This window comes from Microbulbifer sp. ABF4_143, assembly GCF_056160225.1.
In genome coordinates this window covers 153,036-170,529 of the sequence record NZ_JBSWWT010000004.1, presented here as the reverse complement: position 1 = coordinate 170,529, position 17,494 = coordinate 153,036, and the positions used below count along the sequence as shown (strand labels likewise).

Sequence of the window (17,494 nt, the reverse complement as noted above, 5' to 3'; positions counted from 1 at the left end):
GGCTTGTCTGCGAGATCCCTCTCGCAGACAGTCCCGCAAACAGCCACCGGTATCAGGGTCTTCGCATCAGGCTGTACCTTTCTTTTCCGAGTTTATCCGCCGTAATCGACACACACGTTTTTCGACTCGGTAAAAAACCGCAGCGCCTCCCAGCCGCCCTCGCGGCCGACGCCGGAATTTTTCATACCGCCGAAGGGGGTGCGCAGATCCCGCTGCATCCAGCAGTTGATCCACACGATGCCAAAATCCAGCTGTGCGGCCAGGCGGTGGCTGCGGCCCAGGTTCTGCGACCAGACGGAGGCGGCGAGGCCGTAGTCGGTGCCGTTGGCGAGCCGCAGCGCCTCCTCTTCGCTGGAAAAGGGCTGGATGGTCGCGACCGGGCCGAAGATTTCGCGCTGGTTGGTGCGGCAGTGGATCGGCAGCCCCTCGATCAGGGTCGGCGCGACGAAGTAGCCGTCGCGGCAGCGGCCGTCGATCCGCAGCCGCCCGCCGCCATACAGGACCCGCCCGCCTTCCTCCCTGGCCAGGTCAATCGCGCTCAGCACCTTTTCCATATGGGCGGCGGAGACCAGCGCGCCCTGGTCTACATCGGTTGCCGGATCGCCGACTTTCAGCCGGGCGATGCGTTCGAGCAGCGCCATCTTGAAATCCCGGTAGATGGAGGACTCGACATAGATGCGCGAGCCGCACAGGCAGATCTGCCCCTGGTTGGCGAAGGCGGCGCGCAGCGCGCCGTCCAGGGCCTTGTCCCGGTCGCAGTCGGCGAACACCAGTGTCGGGTTCTTGCCGCCCAGTTCCAGGGACAGCTTCTTGAAGCGGGGCGCGGCCTCGGCGGCGATGCGGCTGCCGGTTTCCGTGCCGCCGGTAAACGAGATGGCTTTGATCTTCGGGTGCGCCACCAGCGCGCTGCCGATACCGTCGCCGCGGCCGTGCAGTATATTCAGCGCGCCGGCGGGCAGGCCGGCATCGCGGCAGATCTGTGCCAGCAGCGCGGCGCTCACCGGTGTCAATTCAGACGGCTTGGCGATCACGCAGTTACCCGCGGCCAGGGCCGGCGCTATCTTCCAGGTGAGCAGGTACAGCGGCAGATTCCAGGGCGAGATACAGCCGACGATGCCGAGCGGCGAACGCAGCGTGTAGTTGATCGCGCGCTCGCCCATCGCGTGGGACTCCGACGCGTACTGGGTGATGGCGCGGGCGAAGAAGCGGAAATTGGCCGCCGCGCGGGGAATATCGACGCTGCGCGCCAGCGCCAGTGGCTTGCCGCTGTCGCGGGACTCGGCCCGGGCCAGTTCGTCGAGGTTTTCCTCGATCAGCGCGGCGATGCGCTCGAGATAGGCCGCCCTTTTTTCGATATCCAGCGCGCGCCAATGGGGCAGGGCGGATTCCGCCGCGGCGACGGCGGCCTCCAGGTCGGCCGCGCTGGCGTCCGCCAGGCTGCCGTACACTTTTCCGGTGGCCGGTTCTATATTGTCCAGCAGCCGGGCGTCCGCGGCCGGCGGTAGGGTTTCGCCGCCGATATAGTGGCCGATCGGGTTGCGTTGCGCGTCTATCACAGGCATCCCGTCCTGCCGCCGTCCACCGGCAGGTTGACGCCGTTGATATAGGAGGCGGCCGGCGAGGCGAGGAAGGCCACCGCGTTGGCGACCTCCGCGGCCTCGCCGAAACGCCCCATCGGAATACTGGCCTTCTCGGCCTCCTCCACCTCCTCGCGGCTCCTGCCGAGTTTTTTTGCCTTGTTGTCGATGATTGCCGCGAGGCGCAGCGTATTGGTCGCGCCGGGCAGCACGTTGTTGACGGTGATATTGTATTGACCCAGCTCGTTGGCCAGGGTCTTGGCCCAGTTGGCCATGGCGCCGCGCACGGTGTTGGAAACACCGAGGCCGTTCAGCGGCTGCTTGACCGAGGTGGAGATGATGTTGATCACGCGGCCGTAGCCGGCGCTCCGCATGCCCGGCAGCAGCGCCTGCACCAGTGTCTGGCTGGAGATCAGGTGCAGGTTGAAGGCGTCGACAAACGCCTGGGGATCGGCGCTGTGCGCCGGGCCGGGGGGCGGGCCGCCGGTGTTGTTGACCAGGATTTCGCAGGGGGTGGAATCCGCCAGCAGCCGCTCCACGGCGGCCTCGACCTGCGCCGGGTAGGCGAAATCCGCCACCAGAACGGTGTGGCTCTGGCCGACGGAGGTGTCCAGGCCCCCCTTCGCCGCTTCGAGTTTTTCCCGGTTGCGCGCAAACAGCACCACCGACGCGCCCAGGGCGGCCAGCTGCTCCGCGCAGGCCCGGCCGATACCCTGGCTGGAGCCGCACACCAGCGCGCGCTTGCCGAGCAGATTCAGATCCATAGTCCACTCCCGTCTATAAATCGGACAATTTCAGGTTGGGTGTCAGCGCCTCCAGCGGCAGTTTGAGTTCCAACAGCGCCGGCCTGCCAGATGCCAGGGCCGCGGCGTAGGCCGGCGCGAAGGCATCCGTCTCGGCAACCGCTGCGGCGTAGAAGCCATAGGCCCGCGCCAGCGCGACAAAGTCCGGGTTCTGCAGCTCGGTGGCGCTGGTGCGGCCGGGGTAGTGGCGCTCCTGGTGCATGCGGATGGTGCCGAGGCAGCCGTTGTTTACTACCAATAGCAGAATATTGGCGCGGTACTGGCGCGCGGTGGCCAATTCCTGCAGCGTCATCTGCAGGCAGCCGTCGCCGGCGAAGCAGACCACCTGCCGCTCGGGAAAGCGCAGCTTGGCGGCGATGGCCGCGGGCAGGCCGTAGCCCATGGAGCCGCTGATCGGCGCCAGCTGGGTGCCCGCGCAGCGGTAGCGGAAATAGCGGTGCACCCAGATCGCATAATTGCCGGCGCCGTTGCAGACGATGGCGTCGTCGCGCAATTGTCCGCGCAGCCAGGCGACTAGCTCCCCGTATTGCAGCGGGCCGGGTATCCGGCCCGGCGTGTTCCAGCGCTCGTAATCCGCGCGCGCGGAGCGCAGCCACTCGCGCCGCCCGGCGGGAAGCTCCGCGGCGCTCTCGCCGACGAGTGCGCGCAGCAGCGGCTGCATGCCGGTAGCGAGTGTCAGGGTCACCGGTGGGGCGCTGGCCAGCTCGTCGGTACAGGGGTGGGCGTAGACAATCTTCTGCCGCGCGCCCGGTTGCAGGATGCCGTAGTTCTGGGTGACGATTTCGCTAAAGCGGCCGCCGAGGAAAAGCACCAGGTCGGCGCTCTCGACGCGGTGGCGCAGGGCCGGATTGATCCCGAGACCTATATCGCCGATATACAGGGGGTTGTCGTTGTCGAACAGGTCCTGGCAGCGGAAGGCCGCGGCCACCGGCAGCTGGAGCTTTTCGCACCAGGCGTGCAGCGGTTCGCGGGCGCCGCCCCAGGGCGCCTCGCCGCAGATCACCAGCGGTTTGCGGCTCTCCGCCAGCAGCTGCTGGATGCGCTCGATTGCCGCTGCGTGCGGCGCCGGGTCGGCGGGCGGGTGTGGTGTATCGTGCTGAAGGGGCGGGGGCGCGGTCTCGCGCAGCGTGTCCTCGGGCAGGGCCAGGACCACAGGGCCGGGTCTGCCGGCGCAGGCGACGGCGAAGGCGCGCTGCACATATTCCGCCATGCGTTCGGCGCTGTCGACCTGCGCCACCCATTTGGCGATGCCGCCGAACATCTGCCGGTAGTCGATTTCCTGGAATGCCTCCCGGTCGCGGGCGCCGCGGCCCACCTGGCCGATAAACAGGATCATCGGTGTCGAAGCCTGGCGCGCCAGGTGCACACCGGCGCTGGCGTTGGTGGCGCCGGGGCCGCGGGTGACGAAACAGATTCCCGGTTTGCCGCTGAGTTTGCCGTCGGCCTCCGCCATCATCGCGGCGCCGCCCTCCTGGCGACAGGTGACGAGTTGTATCTGCGGGGCGTCGACGAAGGCGTCGAGCACCGGCAGGTAGCTTTCACCGGGTACGCAGAAGGCACGCTCCACACCCCGGGCCAGCAGGCAGCGTACGAGAATCTGGCCGCCACTGAGGGCGGGCGGGTCTGCGCTTTCGGTCATCGTCTTATTCTTATCGCGACTGCGAAGCAGCGTCTTCCCGACTATACGCTTCTGCGCCGGTGGATACAAAGTGCGCGGGTTTGCTCCGCAGCCCGGGCTTTGCCGCCGGCGCGAGAGGGACTGTAGACGTCGGTGGCTATTCTGCCGAATGTGGCGCCAGCTGTTAGTGAGGGGTTACTGTCCGTACCGGCGTTGAACTTCAGCCGGCCCGTCTATACTTCTGCGCAGTCGGACGGCGGCGCGGGCGTGAACAGATCCCGGTCGCTGTTCAGTGACCGGGCGGATGCGTTAATATCCGGCTTTTACGCGAAACGGAGGCGGGATACTCCGACGTATAAAAAGCATGGATAGCCAGATTGCTCCGGGCAAGGTGAGAGTTGACACAAGCCCCCGGTCGCACAGGGATGGCCGAGAAGGCCCTAAGGTAGTTAATAAAGAATGCGGACTTTTCCCCCTATTTGGTTGTTGCTGGCTACCCAGATACTGGTCGGCTGTGAGTCCATACATGTCCCCTGGCAGACACAGCCGTCCGCAGCCGAGCCCGGCGCAGTGGCGCAAATCCCCGATCCTTCTGACGCCGCGGCGCAGTGCCCCGAACCCGTGGAGGTGGTCTGTGCCGAACCGGAAGTCAAAGTCGTTGAGCGGGTGATCGAACGAAGATTCGAAAAGGTGGTCGAAGTGCCGGTCGCCGAGGACAAGCTGGTGCTCGGTGCCGTGGAGACGGTATCCATCGAGCCCGGCGGCCTGATATTGGAGTCGGTCATCGATACCGGTTCGTCCACCTCCTCCCTCAGCGCCCGGGAGCTGACGCCCTTTGAGCGGGATGGCAAAGAGTGGGTGAAGTTCAAACTGGTGCCGCCCGGTGACAAAGCCGAGGCCGAGCCGGTCTCCATAGAGCTGCCCATCAAGCGCTATATGCGCGTGTCGCGCCCCGGCTTCGAGAGCCAGCGGCGGCCGGTGGTGGAGATGAGCCTGACGGTGGGCGATGCCACCCATATGGTCGAGGTCAATCTCACCAACCGCAGCGGTTCGGATTTCCTGATGCTGATCGGGCGCAACTTTCTCAAGGACGCGGCGGTGGTCGACGTGAGCCGACGCAACGTCCAGGGCGCGCCCAAGGTGCCGCTGGACAAATAATCGTAAAAAACACACTTGGCGCCGGACTGCCCGGCGCCTTTAGATTTATGGGGAATGGCGAATGTCGCCACGCGCTCAGGTTTATATTCTCGCTGCACTGCTCGCGCTGATGGGGGTGGGCCTGACCATCTACAAGAATCGCGAACTGGGCTTCCCGCTGTTGCCCGGCGAGTACCGCACCGTCTGGACCATCGAGGCCAAGGTGCGTTTCAACGCCGACGGCGGCCCGGTCAAGGCCGCGCTGACCCTGCCGCGCGAACAGCGCAATATGGAAATACTCGGGGAGACCTTCAGCTCTTCCGGTTACGGCTTCAACATCATTCGCGAAGACGACGAGTACCGCGCTGTCTGGTCGCGGCGCTCCGCCAGCGGCAGCCAGTCCCTGTTCTACCAGTTGGACGTGCACCAGACCCCCGGCGCGCCGCTGGAGCAGCCGCTGGACCTGAGTACCGAGGTGCAGAAGCCTTTCCTCGAGGCGCGGGAACAGGAAGCGGTGCGCCTGGCGATTTACTCGCTGGTGGAGTACGCGCACCAGCGCTCCTCCGACACCAAGACCTTTACCACCCAGCTGCTCACCGCCCTGGCGGATACCGGCAACCAGGACCGCAATATGATCTTTGGCTACTACAAAGATCGCTCCCTGGTGGATGTGGCGCTGTTGGTGCTGGCGGCGGCGGATATCCCCGCGCACAGGATACGCGGCCTCTACCTGGAGGATGACCGTCGCCGGTTGGATCCGGAGGACCTGCTGGAGGTCTATGACGGCAAGCGCTGGGTGGTGTTCGAACCCAGCACCGGTTCGCCCGGCGTGCCGAAGAACTTCTTTATCTGGCAGCGCGGCGGCAAGAGCCTGCTGGACGTCGAGGGCGGGCGCAACTCCCAGGTGACCTTCTCGGTGATCTCCAACGATGTGCCGGCGCGGGATGTGTCGATGCTCAGCACCAGCAAGGAGAAAGAGGCGCTGGTGGACTTCTCCATCTACAGCCTTCCGATCGAGCAGCAGAGTATCTTCAAGCTGATCCTGCTGGTACCGGTGGGCGCGCTGGTGGTGGTGCTGTTGCGCGTGTTCGTCGGCCTGCGCACCTCCGGCACCTTTATGCCGGTGCTGCTGGCCATCGCGTTTATCGAGACGCAGCTGTTCACCGGCCTGTCGATCTTCATCCTGATCCTGGTGCTGGGCCTGTGGGTGCGCTTCTATCTCAGCCGCCTGAACCTGCTGTTGGTGGCGAGGATCGCCGCGGTGGTGGTCACGGTGGTGATACTGATGGGCGCCATCAGTGTGGTCAGCTACAAGCTGGGGATAGAGCAGGCGCTGACGGTGACCTTCTTCCCGATGATTATTCTCGCCTGGACCATCGAGCGCATGTCGATCGTCTGGGAGGAGGACGGCCCCTACGAGGTGGTGGTACAGGCGGGCGGCAGCCTGCTGGTGGCGGTGCTCGCCTGGTGGGTGATGACCAACCGCTATATCGAGCACTGGACCTTCAATTTCCCTGAGTTGCTGCTGGTGCTGTTGGCGCTGATCCTGGTGGTCGGCAACTACACCGGCTACCGCCTCGGCGAGCTGATGCGCTTCCGCCCGCTGGTCAGGTAGGGACCCGGAATGCTCGGCTTTTCCATGAAACACCTGGTCAGCAAGCTGCGCGGCGGCATAGTGTCGCCGCTGACGCTGCGGCGCATGGGCGTATTGGGCATGAATGCGCGCAATGTGAACTACATCGCGCGCTACAACGACCGGGACAAGTATCCGATCGTCGACGATAAGCTGAACACCAAGCGCGCCGCCAAGCGCTACGGTATACCGGTGCCGGAGCTGATCGCGGCCTTCGAAACCCAGCCCAGCCGTTCCCGCGTAATGGAGGTGATCGAGCCGCTGTGGCAGTTCGTGATCAAGCCGGCGCGCGGGTCCGGCGGCAAGGGTATTCTGGTGATTGTCGGGCGCGACGGCGATAAGTACAAGAAGCCCTCGGGCGCAACTGTGACGGCGCTGGATATACTGCGCCACGTCAGCAATATCCACAGCGGCCTCTACAGTCTCGGCGGCAAGCCGGATCGGGTGATGATCGAGGCGCTGGTGGATTTCGATCCGGTGTTCGACAACTATTCCTTTGAAGGCGTGCCGGATATCCGCGTTATCGTTTTCCGCGGTTTTCCGGTGATGGCCATGCTGCGCTGCTCTACCCACGATTCCGACGGCAAGGCCAATTTGCACCAGGGTGCGGTGGGGGTCGGTATAGATCTGGCCACCGGCAAGAGCTGCCACGCGGTGCAGCGCGGCCTGCGCATCAGCAAACACCCGGATACGGAGATGCCCTTCGGCCAGTTGGAGGTGCCCGGCTGGCGGGACCTGGTGCGCCTCGCCGCGAGCTGCTACGAGATGACCGGGCTCGGTTATCTCGGCTGCGACATAGTCCTGGACCGCAAGCGCGGCCCGCTGCTGCTGGAGGCCAACGCCCGGCCCGGCCTCGCCATCCAGGTCGCCAACGGCGTCGGCCTGGGCGGGCGCCTGCGCCATATCGAGAGTCTGGATCTGGAGCAGCTGGAAAAGAATGTCGAGGAGCGGGTGGCCTATTCCATGCGGGAGTTCGCCGCCGGGCGCGGCCTCTAGCCCGGATATTCGGACCGCAGATCAAGCGCGCAAGTACTTGATCTCAGCGTGCAGACAACCCCCTTCGTCATTCTAAGCAGGGGCTGTGGCGGCAAAGTGCTAGGACGGGTATTTCGAAACGTTGTAAATACATCCCTGTACGCTCCGTCGGCGACGTCCCTGTCGCCGACGGTTCGAAATACCCGTCCTAGCACTTTGCCTTCAATCCCGACCGCCTGCCTTTGTCAGCAGCCTAAGGTCAAGTACTTGCGCGCTTGATCTGTCGCGGAGGGTTTGCGGACACGCCCTGGGGCGTGGGGCTGGCGCGAGGCACAAAAAAAGGGCGAAACTGGGTTCGCCCTTACGAAGGTATTGGAGGCTTCCCGTCAGGCCGCCTGCGCCGGGCAGAGGTGGAACTGCTCCATCATGATCTGCAGGCGCTTGCGCTGCATCTTCAGGCTGTACTCCAGCTCTTTCACCCGCGTGCGGATAGCCGCGCTCTCCCATTTGGCCAGCAGGCGCTCGCGCGCATTTTCATAGCGGCGGGACTGCAGTTCCTTCCACTCGTTGAGAGCGGCGGAAAACTCCTGCGCTTCCTTCTCCAGCAGCTGGCGCCAGCGCTCCTTGTGGCTGGACTGTTGCAGCTTCTGCTCCGCGCGTTTGAATTGCATCGTCAGAATGGCGCGCTGGATACGTATCGCCGGCACCGTCTTCAGGTTGCGTGCCAGTCCGAGCCAGCTCGCGGTTTTGATCAGCCACTTGGTCGGATCCCACTGGTACCAGCGGATGCCGTTGCGGTAGTCGGTCTGAAAAATGTGGTGGTAGTTGTGGTAGCCCTCGCCGAAGGTGAAAAAGGCGAGCAGATCGTTGTCCCGCGCGCTGTTTTCGTCGGTGTAGGGGCGGCGGCCCCAGATGTGTGCGAGGGAATTGATAAAGAAGGTGGTGTGGTGGTTGACCACGATGCGCAACACACCCGCGAGCAGCAGCATGCCGATGATATCGCCGGTGAGCCAGCCGAGCAGCAGCGGCAGGCCCAGGTTCATGGCCAGGGTAATCGGGACATAGTGGTTGTGCTGCCACATTACGATCTTGTCCCGCTGCAGATCCTTTGCGTTGTCGAAATCCACCTTGCCGCTGGGGTAGTCCCGCAGCATCCAGCCGACATGCGAGAACCAGAAGCCGCGCTTGGCGGAGTAGGGGTCGCGCTCGTTGTCGTCCACATGGCGGTGATGGCGGCGGTGGCCGGAGCACCAGATCAGGATGCTGTTCTGCAGCGCGGCGGCGCCGAACAGGGCGAACAGCAGGCGCAGGGACCAGTGGGCCTCATAGGTGCGGTGCGACCAGAGGCGGTGGTAGCCGGCGGTAATGGAAAAACCGCACAGGGCGCCGTAGATGGCGAAGGCCAGCCACTGGTACCAGTGGTAGCCGTAGAGCACGCCGTACAGCGGCACCAGTATCAGGGCCGCCAGCGCCGTGCTGGAAAACAGGATGGTGGTCACCCAAAGGCGCGGCGGCTCGGACGGCTGCCGGGTCTTGGAAACTGAATTCATAGTACAACCTTTCTTGTGTGCTGAGTGGTCGCCAGGCTCCGATGGAGCATTGTAGATCGCGACTAGCCAGTCGACCGAAAACCGCATGCGGTTCGACACTTGATGCTACCCGATCCCTCGCGGTTAGGCATCCCCGGCAGTTGCAGTTTGGGAATTCTTTCCGCTTTCCGGTCACGTCGGCGCCGGTATCCGCCGCGTGCGCGGCCTCGCCCGCGCCGGCGGCGATCTTACAAGTCTGGCACAGGGGTTGCAGGATTGTTCCTGTGAGCCGCGAGGCTCTCGCTTCGGGAGCACCGCGGGTCTCGACAGCCCCTGTCGACGCGCGGCGCCCCGTTTTCTCTCATCATCGCTGACTTTGCCCCCCATACCGGGGGGCTTTTTTCGGATATCGATATTTCACCGGGCTTTATAACCGGTTCGTCCACCGGCGTCAGGCACGAGACTTTTTGCTTCTAGGCTGGGTGCGCTGGCGCCCTTTTCACGGGTGGGGATAAATGCTTCACTAGAGCTGTGTGAAAATCCATAAAAGTGACCCGTGTCCGAGCAATCGCCCCCCGAAACCCGCGAACTGCCGTTGCAGCTGGCCGCGCCCGATGAGTTGAGCTCCCTCGATCCGGTACAGCTGGCCAGACAGGCGGCCTACCTGCAGAGCCTGCTGTTGGATGTGGACTGCGGCCTGTGGGAATGGCATCCCGACAGTGGCCGACAGCGGGCCCAGGGCGGTATCTGGTCCGGTTTCGGCGACGGCGGGCAGTCGGCACTGGAGGGGCTTTGGAGTGGCGATCTGCACCTGGTGCATTCCGACGACCGGGAGAAACTGCAGGTGTTGCGCCGGCGTGTCTGTGACCAGGGGGGGGCGTTCGACACGACTTTCCGCGCCTACGACAGTGTCGGGCAGCTGCACTGGCTGAGACTCTGGGGGCGCGCGGTTGCCGCGGACACCGGGGAGAGCGTGGTGATCGGCAGTTGCGCCGACTATACGGAATCTCTTTCGGTGCGCTATCTGTCCAACCTGCCCGGCGAGCGTCCGCTGCAGGCGCTGGCCGGGGTCGGCGACGGCCTCTGGGAGTGGGACCTGCGGGCCGACGAAGTCGTGCTGGACAGGGCCTGCTGGGCGATGCTCGGCTACGATCAGGGGCCGGTGGACAGCGATGCGCGCTCGGCGCTGTCCCTCTGGAAAACGCGCATGCTGCCGGAGGACTATCCCCGCGCCGAGCAGGCGATGCGGGACCATGTGCGCGAACAGCTGCCGCTGGATGTGGAGTTCCGCCTCTGGCACCGCGACGGCGGCATCGTCTGGGTGCGCTGCCGCGGCAAGGCACAGCGCAACAGCAAAGGGGAGCCGCTGCGTGTGCTCGGCGTGCTGCAGGATATCACCGGCAGCCGCGAGGCCCTGCTGCGCGCCGAGCGCGAGCTGGAGCAGCTGCGGCGGGAAAACGCCAACCGCGCCGATCTGCTGTTCAGCCTCAGCCACGAATTGCGCACGCCGCTGAACGCGATACTCGGTTACAGCCAGATGGTGGAGCTGGACCAGAGTCTGAACCCGGACCAGCGCCAGCGCCTGGGCGAGATACGCCGCGCCGGGCAGCACCTGCTGCACCTGGTCGGTGATGTGCTGGAGCTGGCGCGGATCGACAGCCAGCGCCTGGCCCCGTCGATGGAGCCGATTCAGCCCGCGGCGCTGGTGGCGGACTGCCGCCGCCTGCTGGAGCCGCTGGCGGAAACCCGCCGCGTCAGCCTTATTTTCGAGCCGCTCGGCTGGGAGTCCGCCTATATCTGCGCCGATCCGGTGCGTTTCAAGCAGGTGGTGCTCAACCTGGCCGGCAACGCGGTGAAATACAACCGCGAAAACGGCCGTGTGGTGATCAATTTCGCACCGCAGGCGGAGGGCTGGCTGCGGCTCAGTATCCTCGACACGGGCAGGGGGATTCCCGAGGAGAAGCGCGCCCAAGTCTTCGAGCCGTTCAACCGCCTGGGGGCGGAGAAGGGGCAGATAGAGGGCACCGGCGTCGGGCTGGCCATCGCCAAGCGGCTTACCGAGGCCATGGGCGGGCGCATTGATTTCGACAGCCACGAGGACCAGGGCTCCGTTTTCTGGATTGAGTTCCCGCTGATCGACGCGCCGGCGGAATTGATGCAGCTGTCTGCGCAGCCCAGCGCGCCGGTGAATCTTCCCCCGTGCCGCCTGCTGCAGGTGGACAACCGCCCCACGGGAATCAATCGTGTGAAATCCATGTTGAATGGCTTTTCACAGGTTCAGCATCTGCTGGCGACCGATGCGGTGGAGGCGATTTTCACCGCGCGCACCCGGCGGCCGGATATCGTGTTGTTCGATGCCTCTGTGTCGGGTATGGCGGCCGCGGACATGGCGCGCATATTAAAGGAGGATCCGCTGACGGAGGCGATCCGCTTCGTGGCCGTCGGAGATCACGGCACAGAGGCGTGCGACGCGGTCCTGCCAGACGGTTTTGATCTGGTACAGCTATCCCAGGTTCTGAAAAAATGTGCCCCCGGTGTGGCGCCGGGCGGGCATTAGCCGTTACCTTAGACGGGTAGGCGGGGTCTCATTTTTCTGTCGTTGCGCGCGCCAGGATTCGCCGCCCCTTTTCTATTCACCCGGCACTCGAGATTGTCGGCCCGATAGGACTCCTGCAGGCGCCAGGCCGATCGCGCCCAGGTCAATCGTGCCGGGGGGGCAAAAAAATCCGTCAGTTTTCACGGAACGATATCAATAGGCGAGGAAGTGGATGTCTGTACTGCTGCCGGATTACCGGCTCTCCGAGAGAGAGTCCCGTCTGAGCCTCTGGGTAGCGGTACCGCTACTGGCGGTACTGAGTGCCGTCTTTGTGGTGATCTGCAAAAAACTGCTCAGTTTCGACGACGGCGCCGCCGTGATCTGGTTTGCCGACGCCATCGCCATCGCCTTTCTGTACCGGCATCGCCTGTGGGACTGGCCCGTGTTGATCGGCGCCTTCCTGGCCGCCAATGTGCTGACGGGGCTGGCGATGGGCTTCGAGGGCGGGGCGGCGGCCATCTACACCCTGGCCGGGCTCGCCGAGGTGCTGCCCGCGGCCTTGCTGCTGCGGCGCTTTTTCCCCGCCGGGGGCTATTTCGACAGTCTGGAGCGCTGGGCCGGCTTTACGCTGATCACCGCAATCCTGCCGCCGCTGGCCAGCGCCGTTATTGGCGCCGCCATCGCCACACTGCGCACCGGCGTCGGCTACTTCGACATACTGCCCGTCTGGTATCTGGCCGACGCGACCGGGATTCTCGTGTTGCTGCCGCTGGCCCTGAACTGCACCGTGGATTCGCTCCGCGGGCTGCTGGATCGCGCTCTGCTGGGGCGGCTGTTGTTTGTCGCCGGGCTGGCCATAGCGGCAGTTTTCCTGATTCTGGAAGTGGCCCTGCTGCCCTTTGTGTTCGTCGCGCTGCCACTGATCTGGGTGGCCACCCGCCTGCCGCTGCTGCAGACTCTGGCGGTGGTTTTCAGCGCCGTGTTGCTGCTGACCTTTCAGTATGTCGGCATAGCGGAGCACCCGAACCCGTATATCGCGCCCGAACCCGGGGAGCGGACCGGGAGCCTGCTGTTGCTGGTGATATTCGCCGCGGCCTTCCCCGCCTATGTGATGGCGGTCTACACCAATATCGAGCGCAATCGCAACGCGCGCATCGTGGAAGTGGAGAGCAGTTTTCGCGCGGCGGTGGAGAAGTCCCGCATCGGTATGCTGATGGTCTCTCTGGACGGCGTTATTCTGCGCGCCAACCGCAGCTTTTGTGATTTTCTGCAGTACGAGGAGGCCGAGCTGGTCGGCCGCACTATCTTCGATATTACCCACGCGGAGGATCACTCGGCCACCCGGGCGCTGTGGCTGGCCTTTGTGCGCGGCAAGCGCGAGTCGCCGCAGATGGAGAAGCGCTATGTGCGCAAAAACGGCCAGATCGTCTGGGGCTATTTATCCTGCTGTCTGGCGCGCGGCGCCGACGGCGAGCCCATGTACTCCCTGGCGCAGGTCGAGGATATCGACTGGCGCAAACGCAGCGAGTCCAGTCTGCTGGAAACCAAGGAGCGGCTGCAGGTCACCCTGTCATCCATCGCCGACGCGGTCATCGCCACCGACGTCCATCAACGGGTGAACTTTATGAACCCGGTGGCCGAGCAGATGACCGGGGTTTCACTGCAGGAGGCGCTCAACCGGCCGATCGACGATATCTTCCACGTGACCCAGGGGCGCGACGGTGGCCGGCAGGCGAATCCGGTCGGCGAGTGCCTGCAGTCGGGCGAGGCGGTGCGCGGTGGCGATGGTGCGGTACTGCACAGCCGCGACGGCAGGATCTACGACATCAAGAATTCCGCATCGCCGCTGAAGACGGAGCGCGGCGAACTGCTCGGCGCGGTGATGGTGTTCCAGGATGTCAGCGAGTCGCGCCAGTTGATCCGGCAGCTGAGCTACAAGGCCTCCCACGACGATCTGACCGGCCTGCCCAACCGCGATGCGTTCAAGCGCGAACTGCTCGACGCGATCGAAAATGCACGCGACACCGGCGAGTGCCACGCGCTGGCCTATATCGATCTCGATCGCTTCAAGGTGATCAACGACAGTGCCGGGCACCTGGCCGGTGACGCACTGCTGAAGAAGATCAGCAAATACCTGCGCGCTATGTTGCGCACCTCGGACAGTGTCGCGCGGCTCGGCGGGGATGAATTCGGACTGCTGTTTCGCAACTGCAACAAGGCGCAGGCCAAGCTGCGCTGCGAGCAGTTGATCCGCCAGATAGTGACGCTGCGCTTCCCGTGGGACAGGCGCGTCTACGACGTGGGGGCGAGTATCGGGATCACGGAAATAAACCGGCGCAACGACCGCCTGGGGGATCTGCTCAGCCAGGCGGATGTGGCCTGTTACTCCGCCAAGCACACGAGCCGCGGCACCGTGATGATCTACGAAATGGAGCAGAGTGCCGCCGCCGAACAGCACCGCGAGATCATCATGGCCTCGGCGATCCGCGAGGCGCTCGACGGCGGCCGCCTGGCCCTGTGCGCGCAGCCGATAGCCAGCACCCGCGACACCGGTGCGGTCAATCACTACGAGATGCTGGTGCGCATGGTCGACGACAGCGGCCAGCTGATCCTGCCCGCGGCGTTTATTCCCGCGGCCGAGCGCTACGGCCTGATGCTGCAGGTGGACCGCTGGGTGATCGACGAGGTGCTGGCGCGGCAGGCGGCGCGGATCGACGCGGCGCGTATCTGCTTTTCCCTGAATCTGTCCGCCGACGCCCTCGGCGACCCGGAATTCCAGGCCCACCTGATCGGGCTGCTGGAGCGGACGCCGATTCCGCTGTCGAGGATCAGTTTCGAGATCACGGAGACCGCGATGGTCAACCAGATGGACAGCGCCAGCCACTTCGTGGCGACACTGCGCCGGATGGGCTGCAAGGTCGCGCTGGACGACTTCGGCAACGGTCTCAGTTCCTTCAATTACCTGAAGGCCTTTTCCATCGACTTTATCAAGATAGACGGCAGCTTCGTGCGCCAGGTGGAGTCCAACTTCGTCGATCTGATTATTGTCGAATCCATCCACCAGGTGGCACACCGGCTGGGCGCCAGGACTATCGCCGAGTATGTCGAAGATGCCGCCACGGCCGCGCGGTTGCGCGACATCGGTGTCGACCTGCTACAGGGCTACCATATCGGCAGGCCGCAGCCGCTGGAGCGGCTGCTGGCCGGCGGGGTGAAAGGCGAGGAGCGGGTGGCGGCCTGCAGCGATTAGCGCACGCCGCCCAGATGTCTGCCGACAATCTGCAGCAGCGGCTTGAAGACCTTCGGCGTCGCGCATACCAGGTGGCCGGTTTCCAGGTAGTCCTCGCCGCCGCGGAAATCGCTGATCAGGCCCCCGGCCTCCTTCACCAGCAGCGAGCCGGCGGCGATATCCCAGGTGTTCAGGTACATCTCCCAGAAGCCGTCGAAGCGACCCGCGGCCACATAGGCGAGGTCCAGCGCGGCGGCGCCGGGGCGGCGGATGCCGGCGGTCTGACCGGCGATTTCCTTCAGCGCCGCCAGATAGGGGTCGATATTGTCCAGTGCCGGGCCGTTGAACGGCAGGCCGGTGCCGATCAGCGCGCCGCGCATATTCTGCCGGGAGGAGACGCGGATGCGGCGACCGTTCAGGGCCGCGCCGCGGCCGCGGCTGGCGGTGAACTCCTCGCGCTTGATCGGATCCAGTACCACCGCGTGTTCGATGCGGCCGCGGTAGCGGCAGGCGATGGAGATCGCGAACTGGGGGACGCCGTGGATGAAGTTGGTGGTGCCGTCCAGCGGATCGATAATCCACTCGTAGTCCGGCTCCGCGCCCTCCAGCAGGCCGCTCTCCTCGGCGCGAATGCTGTGTTTGGGGTAGGCCTTGCGCAGGTGATAGATGATCTCCTGCTCGCTGGCCTTGTCCACTTCGGTGACGAAATCGTTGCGGGCCTTTTCCTCGAACTTCGCCAGGTCGCCGCGCTCCCAGGCTCTCTCGATCAGTTCTCCGGCCTTGCGCGCCGCGCGCAGGGCGATATTCAGCATGGGTTCCATAACTATTCCGCACTAGTGGTTGAAAAAAGCAGACCCCGGGCCGGCCGGGCGGTGCGATTGTAGGGATTCCCGCTCATATTTGCTACACTCGCGCGCCCGCAGCATCCAACTCATTCACCAGACAGTTTCGTTTAGTATGGCCAAGCCCCTCCAGGACAAGGTTCCGCTCTCCGCCCTCGACAATGTGCGTGTGGTGCTGGTGAACAGCGCACACCCGGGCAATATCGGCGGCGCCGCGCGCGCGCTGAAGAATATGGGGCTGAGTCAGCTCTACCTGGTGGCGCCGCGGGAGTTTCCCGCCGCCAATGCGATATGGCGCGCCGCCGGCGCCGCGGACCTGCTCGAGCGGGCCGTGGTCGTCGACACACTGGAGGAGGCGGTGGCCGACTGCGGCCTGGTGGTCGCCACCAGCGCGCGCGAGCGCCGTATCCCCTGGCCGCTGCTGACGCCGCGGCAGTGCGGCGAGCGCACCGTGGCCGAGGCGCAGACCCACCCGGTGGCGCTGGTGTTCGGGCGCGAGGATCGCGGCCTGACCAACGAGGAGCTGCAGGCCTGCAACTTCCATGTGCATATTCCGGCCAATCCGGACTACAGCTCCCTGAATCTGGCCACCGCGGTGCAGGTGCTGGCCTACGAGGTGCGCATAGCCGCGCTGGAAGCCGAGCGCGGCGGGGAACTGAGTTACGCGGACTGGGACAGGCCACCGGCCAAGGCCGGCGATATGGAGCTGTACTTCGAGCACCTGCAGCAGGCGCTGGGCCAGATCGGCTTTATCGATCCGGACAATCCCCGCCAGACAATGACCCGCCTGCGCAGACTATTCAGTCGCGTGCGTCCGGACGATATGGAGCTGGGAATACTGCGCGGCTGGCTGACCGCGATGCAGAACTATATTCACCGCACCGGCGGCAAGGGCAGGCCGGAGCGGGTGAATGATGAAAGCTGAATGATGAAACGCGGGCGAGGTGTGTTGCGATTGGCGGGGCTTGCGGCCGCGCGGCGGCACTGCCTTCTAACGCCTGTTCGACATTATTCGGCATTTATCCCTCATCGATTCCCGACTGTGCTGCTGGGTTATATACTTGACTGGACTGCTGGGTTATTCCATACTCGCGCCCGATCGGGAAAAGGTGTCAGTCGGGAGCTGATATGCGTTTGACTACCAAAGGCCGCTACGCGGTCACGGCTATGCTGGATTTGGCGCTGCACGCCGACTGCGGTCCGATCAGTCTTGCGGATATATCCAAGCGCCAGGGTATCTCCCTCTCCTATCTGGAGCAGCTGTTCTCCCGGCTGCGCCAGTCCGGCCTGGTTTCCAGTGTGCGCGGCCCCGGCGGCGGTTACCGCCTGGCGCGCTCCGGCGACGACATCTTCGTGGCGCAGATCGTCGACGCGGTGAACGAGTCCGTCGATGCCACCAGTTGCGGCGGCAACGCGGACTGCGCCGGCGGTGAGCAGTGCCTGACCCACTACCTGTGGACCGACCTGAGCGAACAGATTCACAACTTCCTGAACGGCATCAGCCTCGCCAACCTAGTGGCGCGGGCGGAAGTGCAGGAAGTGGCGCGCCGCCAGGATATGCGCGAGGCGCCGGAAGAGCGGGTCGCCGTAATCGGCGGCCTGTAAGCGCTGCCTG

Annotated in this window: 12 protein-coding genes; 7 read left to right on the top strand and 5 right to left on the bottom strand. The window is 64.8% G+C overall.

The features are described from left to right. Positions 1–92 precede the first annotated feature (92 nt). Genes ACXAF3_RS04850 through ACXAF3_RS04840 form a run of 3 tightly spaced genes read right to left on the bottom strand, consistent with a single transcriptional unit; the run spans position 93 to position 4,019 of the window. The gene (locus ACXAF3_RS04850) at positions 93–1,556 is read right to left on the bottom strand and encodes an aldehyde dehydrogenase (protein WP_475111161.1); all 1,464 of its coding nucleotides are present in this window, start codon (positions 1,554–1,556) and stop codon (positions 93–95) included. After that, positions 1,553–2,341 carry an SDR family oxidoreductase gene (locus ACXAF3_RS04845; RefSeq protein ID WP_475111160.1) on the bottom strand — a complete coding sequence of 263 codons (789 nt, stop codon included), beginning with the start codon at positions 2,339–2,341 and terminating at the stop codon, positions 1,553–1,555. Before ACXAF3_RS04845 ends, ACXAF3_RS04850 begins: the two co-directional genes overlap by 4 nt. 13 nt (positions 2,342–2,354) lie before the next feature. Beyond that, positions 2,355–4,019 carry a thiamine pyrophosphate-dependent enzyme gene (locus ACXAF3_RS04840; protein ID WP_475111159.1) on the bottom strand — a complete coding sequence of 555 codons (1,665 nt, stop codon included), beginning with the start codon at positions 4,017–4,019 and terminating at the stop codon, positions 2,355–2,357. A gap of 549 nt (positions 4,020–4,568) precedes the next feature. On the opposite strand from ACXAF3_RS04840, the gene ACXAF3_RS04835 reads away from it, so the two are divergent. From ACXAF3_RS04835 to ACXAF3_RS04825, 3 genes are all read left to right on the top strand, one after another. Then, entirely contained in the window at positions 4,569–5,156 is a 588-nt protein-coding gene (locus tag ACXAF3_RS04835) for an ATP-dependent zinc protease family protein (protein WP_475111158.1), read from the top strand. 61 nt (positions 5,157–5,217) lie between these two features. Further along, positions 5,218–6,750, top strand: a complete 1,533-nt coding sequence (locus tag ACXAF3_RS04830; RefSeq protein ID WP_475111157.1) for an inactive transglutaminase family protein — start codon at positions 5,218–5,220, stop codon at positions 6,748–6,750. 9 nt (positions 6,751–6,759) lie between these two features. Next, the gene (locus tag ACXAF3_RS04825; protein WP_475111156.1) at positions 6,760–7,764 is read left to right on the top strand and encodes an alpha-L-glutamate ligase-like protein; all 1,005 of its coding nucleotides are present in this window, start codon (positions 6,760–6,762) and stop codon (positions 7,762–7,764) included. A 365-nt stretch (positions 7,765–8,129) separates the two neighbouring features. On the opposite strand, the gene ACXAF3_RS04820 is transcribed toward ACXAF3_RS04825, so the two are convergent. Further along, positions 8,130–9,293 (bottom strand): acyl-CoA desaturase, encoded by a 1,164-nt coding sequence (locus ACXAF3_RS04820; RefSeq protein ID WP_475111155.1) that lies wholly within the window; start codon positions 9,291–9,293, stop codon positions 8,130–8,132. A gap of 535 nt (positions 9,294–9,828) precedes the next feature. Here ACXAF3_RS04820 and ACXAF3_RS04815 point away from each other — a divergent pair. Further along, positions 9,829–11,829, top strand: coding sequence for a hybrid sensor histidine kinase/response regulator (locus tag ACXAF3_RS04815; RefSeq protein ID WP_475111154.1), 2,001 nt, complete (start codon positions 9,829–9,831; stop codon positions 11,827–11,829). 211 nt (positions 11,830–12,040) lie between these two features. Beyond that, positions 12,041–15,058 carry an EAL domain-containing protein gene (locus tag ACXAF3_RS04810; RefSeq protein WP_475111153.1) on the top strand — a complete coding sequence of 1,006 codons (3,018 nt, stop codon included), beginning with the start codon at positions 12,041–12,043 and terminating at the stop codon, positions 15,056–15,058. On the opposite strand, the gene ACXAF3_RS04805 is transcribed toward ACXAF3_RS04810, so the two are convergent. Next, complete coding sequence (locus ACXAF3_RS04805; protein WP_475111152.1) at positions 15,055–15,858, bottom strand: inositol monophosphatase family protein; 804 nt, start codon at positions 15,856–15,858, stop codon at positions 15,055–15,057. The genes ACXAF3_RS04810 and ACXAF3_RS04805 overlap by 4 nt on opposite strands. Positions 15,859–15,994: 136 nt before the next feature. Here ACXAF3_RS04805 and trmJ point away from each other — a divergent pair, with 136 nt between their 5' ends. Together trmJ and iscR are read left to right on the top strand one after the other, a co-directional pair. After that, entirely contained in the window at positions 15,995–16,804 is an 810-nt protein-coding gene (gene trmJ / locus ACXAF3_RS04800; RefSeq protein ID WP_475111151.1) for a tRNA (cytosine(32)/uridine(32)-2'-O)-methyltransferase TrmJ, read from the top strand. 203 nt (positions 16,805–17,007) lie between these two features. After that, positions 17,008–17,484 carry a Fe-S cluster assembly transcriptional regulator IscR gene (gene iscR / locus ACXAF3_RS04795; RefSeq protein WP_475111150.1) on the top strand — a complete coding sequence of 159 codons (477 nt, stop codon included), beginning with the start codon at positions 17,008–17,010 and terminating at the stop codon, positions 17,482–17,484. Positions 17,485–17,494: the final 10 nt, after the last annotated feature.